This window comes from Cellulophaga sp. 20_2_10 (assembly GCF_023476645.1).
Classification (GTDB): Bacteria; Bacteroidota; Bacteroidia; order Flavobacteriales; family Flavobacteriaceae; genus Cellulophaga.
In genome coordinates, this window is sequence record NZ_JAMCOJ010000033.1 from 1 (window position 1) to 4,096 (window position 4,096).

3 protein-coding genes are annotated in these 4,096 nt (G+C 31.5%); all 3 read left to right on the forward strand.

Annotated features, from left to right (window positions below; all coding sequences use genetic code 11):
• Positions 1-706, forward strand: a 706-nt coding sequence (locus M4I21_RS18295; protein WP_249560671.1) for a hypothetical protein, incomplete at its 5' end; no start/stop codon positions are given.
• Between the two features lie 851 nt (positions 707-1,557).
• Positions 1,558-2,325, forward strand: coding sequence for a DUF8608 domain-containing protein (locus tag M4I21_RS18300; protein WP_249560672.1), 768 nt, complete (start codon positions 1,558-1,560; stop codon positions 2,323-2,325).
• Between the two features lie 172 nt (positions 2,326-2,497).
• Positions 2,498-3,994, forward strand: coding sequence for an LA2681 family HEPN domain-containing protein (locus M4I21_RS18305; protein WP_249560673.1), 1,497 nt, complete (start codon positions 2,498-2,500; stop codon positions 3,992-3,994).
• Positions 3,995-4,096 lie beyond the last annotated feature (102 nt).

Sequence of the window (4,096 nt, forward strand, 5' to 3'; positions counted from 1 at the left end):
TAAAAAACAAACAAAAAGTTTTAGCTTAGTCCGAAGTCGGAAACGAAAAGGTTTCCTTAGTTCCGCACTAACTATAGCTGAAACGTTGTCATTAATGATAAAAAAGCATTTGAGACAGATTATCATAATTATATCATTCATACTTTACTCATCCAATATATTGGCATGTAGTTGTGAATATGCGTGGAATGATTCTTTCAGCTTGACAGCAAAAAATTCTGAATTAGTTGCATTAGTTAAGGTTATATCCTTTGACGAATATCTTGACCGAGAGATTCTTGGTTTCGATGGAAAGATGCCATATTCCATGACAGTAGAGATAATAAAACAATACAAAGGAACTGACCATAAAAAAACAATAAAAATCTTCGGTGATAATGGTATTCTCTGTCGCCCATACTTATCGGAATTTAAAATTAATGAGTACTACTTGATTGCCCCAAATCCATTGGAGAGTGAACTAAATAATGAATATGATTTTTTTTCATGTAGAACTGAGTATTTAAAAGTTGATATAAATACAAACATGGCTTATGGCAAATATTCCTTAACTCAAAATGAGCTAGATATTACGACATATGAAAATAACCAAGGTGGCGGAAGTCAGAATCTATGGATACTGGTTTTACTTGTTACTCCTATAGTACTGGGAATAGGAGTTTGGTTGAGAAAGAAAAAACGAAATGCCAACAATGCCTATTATTAATACGGACTTCGGTCTTTACGCCAAGGTCTGGACTTCACTCCTACCCAATCGTTGCGCAGATGGACCTTACTCGAACGCAACTGTTATGTCGATGGACTTTTTAGCTTGTTTATGAATAGAATTAATCTGAACGAACTAATCACGCAAGCAATACGTGCCAATCAGAACGAAAATCACTAATGACAACAATGGCTATACTTAATGCGGGCTTAGGTTTTAAAGCCAAGTTCTGTGTATATTTATAATGTCGCTAAATCTTTGGGATTTAGCTTTGGAACAAAAAAAGAAAAAGCGAAACCCAAAGTTTCAGCTTAGCGCGAGACAGGAAATCCGCTGGATTTCCGCCCCGCACTAAGCATAGCCGAACCGTTGTAAAACATTATCCCAATTAAATCGCAACTGTGGTTTAAAATAAAAAATTAGCAAATCTAGCCAGTTAGAAACCTAATTCGAAGCGAAATAATATCTTTCCCAGATTCTAAAGCTGACTTTTACTCACTCAGCTCTCAACTGACAATTAATCTGTTATTTAGCAAAACGGTAAGCTGATTTTACTCTATCAGATCCAACTGACAATCAATCTGATGTTTAGCAAAACGGTAAGCCGATTTTACTAACTCATATTTCTACTGACATTTACTCAATCTTTAAAAAGGCAAAGTATTAAACAGACTCTAACAAATAGAACTCTAGAGAATGTAACGTTTTACAACAATATGTATAGAAAATGCTTACTTTAGTCCTAGCCGAAAGGTCTGTGCTTTTTTACTAGCTGCTGATTTTCCTACGGAAAATCCGCGCACGTAAGACCGCACTTTCCATACATGAAACGTTATGCCCAATTTGAGAAAATGAACAGAGAACTTTGGAAAAATAGAACATTTACAAACGAAAATCCTATCAATTATCCTTGTCCAAAGTGTAGCGTTGGATTTTTGACACCTAAAAAACCAATTGTTACGGAAATTACACCTTCTGGAACTGAAATGGAATATTTTGGTTATCCAAATGGAATTGAACACATTTTTAGCGGAACATTAATTTGTAAGAATAAAGATTGTAAAGAATTAGTTTCAATAAGTGGTCAATGTTTAAGAGATATTCAATCTGGAAAAGAATTGCCAAGTGGAGAAATGGTTGAGCACAGGTTTTCAACTTATTATCCTAAATTCTTTTTTCCCAACTTGAAAATTATTGCTCTACCAAAAGAGGTTTCTGAAAATGTTGCTGAACAAATAAATCTCTCTTTCTCACATTACTATAATGATTTGTCGTCTTGTGCCAATAGAATAAGAAATGGAATTGAACTTATTTTAGACGATTTAAATGCACCTAAATGGAGAAAAACGAATGCTGGAAATAAACAAGTTTTCAAAATTCTTCATAACAGAATTGAACATTACGGAAAACGAAATAAGAATATGGCTGACCATCTTTTGGCTCTGAAAATAATCGGAAATGAAGGAAGTCACATAGGACTTGTAAAAAGTGATGACATTTTAGATGCCTACGAAATATTAGAACAACTAATTGAATTTACTTATATCAAGAAAAAAGAAAGAATTACTGAATTAGTAAAAGAAATTCTTAGTCGAAAAAAACCAAGGTCAAAAGAATAAAAACTGGGCATAACACCGTGTATAATTCATTGCTTGGTTCTAGCCTACTTGGAAATTCCTTCGGAATTCCCTCTGGTTCGTTTTCTATTTACTAATTTAGTTGCTTAACCACGCAACTAACCATACACAACACGTTAGGCACAAGCAAGAAAAAACGAAGTGAAATTAAACAATGGAGGAAATTAATCTTGACACGAAATCATCAATTGAAATCCTAGAAATACTAGGAGGACTTTTTGAAACATCAAGAGAAGAAAATAATTTAGAAAAATTAACGAAATCTATTGAAATCGCAAATTCTGTTAATCTTGAAACTTTTGAGCCTAAATCCAAAGCTAATTATTATTATTTTCTAGGAAATGCTTGGTCATACGTTATAAAAATTAAATATCCCGAAACTAACTTTGAGTTTGAATCTGAAGAGATTGAAAAACAGATTGCATATTATAGAAAAGCATTAGGATTTCTAAAAGAAAATAATGATGATTTTATCAAGTGTCAAATTCTAACAAATTTAGGAAACTTATTTAGTCACATCGGAAGAATTGTAGAGGCCCAAGAGTATTTTAACTTATGTCTTAATATAAATCCAAAATTTGGAATGGCTATTGGTAATCGAGGTTTTGGACTATTTCACTATGCAAGATTAATTTTCGAACCAGTTCATCAATTCATTTTTATGCAATATGCTCGTAAAAATTTATTAGATTCTTGTAAAATGGAAGATGTTTATCTTGATGCACGAAATGCATTCCATTCATTAGCAAAACATATAGAAACAGCCTATTCTGTTAAAGATTTAGATGATTATAAAGAATACGGAAATTACTATAATGAATTACCAAAAAATGAAGTTGATTATCGAAAATGGTGTGCTGAAAATAGACTTTTTATTAATCCTTTGAATGATGTTTTGACCAAAAGTGTTGTTGCAAATGATTTTTTATTTACACCATCAATGACCTTTAAAGTTAATGAGAAACCTATTTATCAAAGTATGTTTAATCAACTAAAACAAGAATATGTAAGTGCCAGATACTTGTTTTACGAATCCCTTTCAAGTTATGAAACTCATTTTTCTGATAAAGATGTAACTTTAATGGATACGCTCGATTATTCTATTTATTCTTTATCTCTAGAAAAAACAAAAATTGCATTTAGAATGTGTTATTCTATTTTTGATAAAATATCATATTTCTTAAACCAATATTTAATTTTGGACAATGAACCTTCCCAAGTAAATTTCAGACGAATTTGGTATAAAAATCTTTATAAAAATCAAGGATTGAACAATATAATTTCTGGTTCTAATAATTGGGCATTAAGAGGTTTGTTTTGGTTAAGTAAAGATTTGTATGACAAAGATTTTGACGTTAATATAGAACCAGAAGCTAAGGAACTAGCAAAAATCAGAAATTATATCGAACACAAATCATTTAAAATTGTAGAATCTTTTAATCCTAATTGGACACAGGAAACCGAAACGTATGAAATTGACAGAGGATTATTTGAAGACAAGACATTTAAAATATTAAAGTTAAGTAGATCCGCATTAATGTATTTATCATACTTAATTTACGAAGAGGAAAGTAAAAGAGAGAAAAATCGTAAAAACAAAATAATTATGCCTGTAGAATTTATTAAAATGAAGGACGAATATAAAACCTAGATAAAGCCAGTGCCTAACACCGTATATAATTTATTGCTGGCTTCTCGCCTACTTACGAAAGTCCTCGCGGACTTTCTTGGTCGGTAATTATTTACTAAATTA

Bases quoted from the DNA above. Each gene is read 5' to 3' on its own strand.
- M4I21_RS18300 (WP_249560672.1), top strand. From the start codon at position 1,558: ATGAACAGAGAACTTTGGAAAAATAGAACATTTACAAACGAAAATCCT.
- M4I21_RS18305 (WP_249560673.1), top strand. From the start codon at position 2,498: ATGGAGGAAATTAATCTTGACACGAAATCATCAATTGAAATCCTAGAA.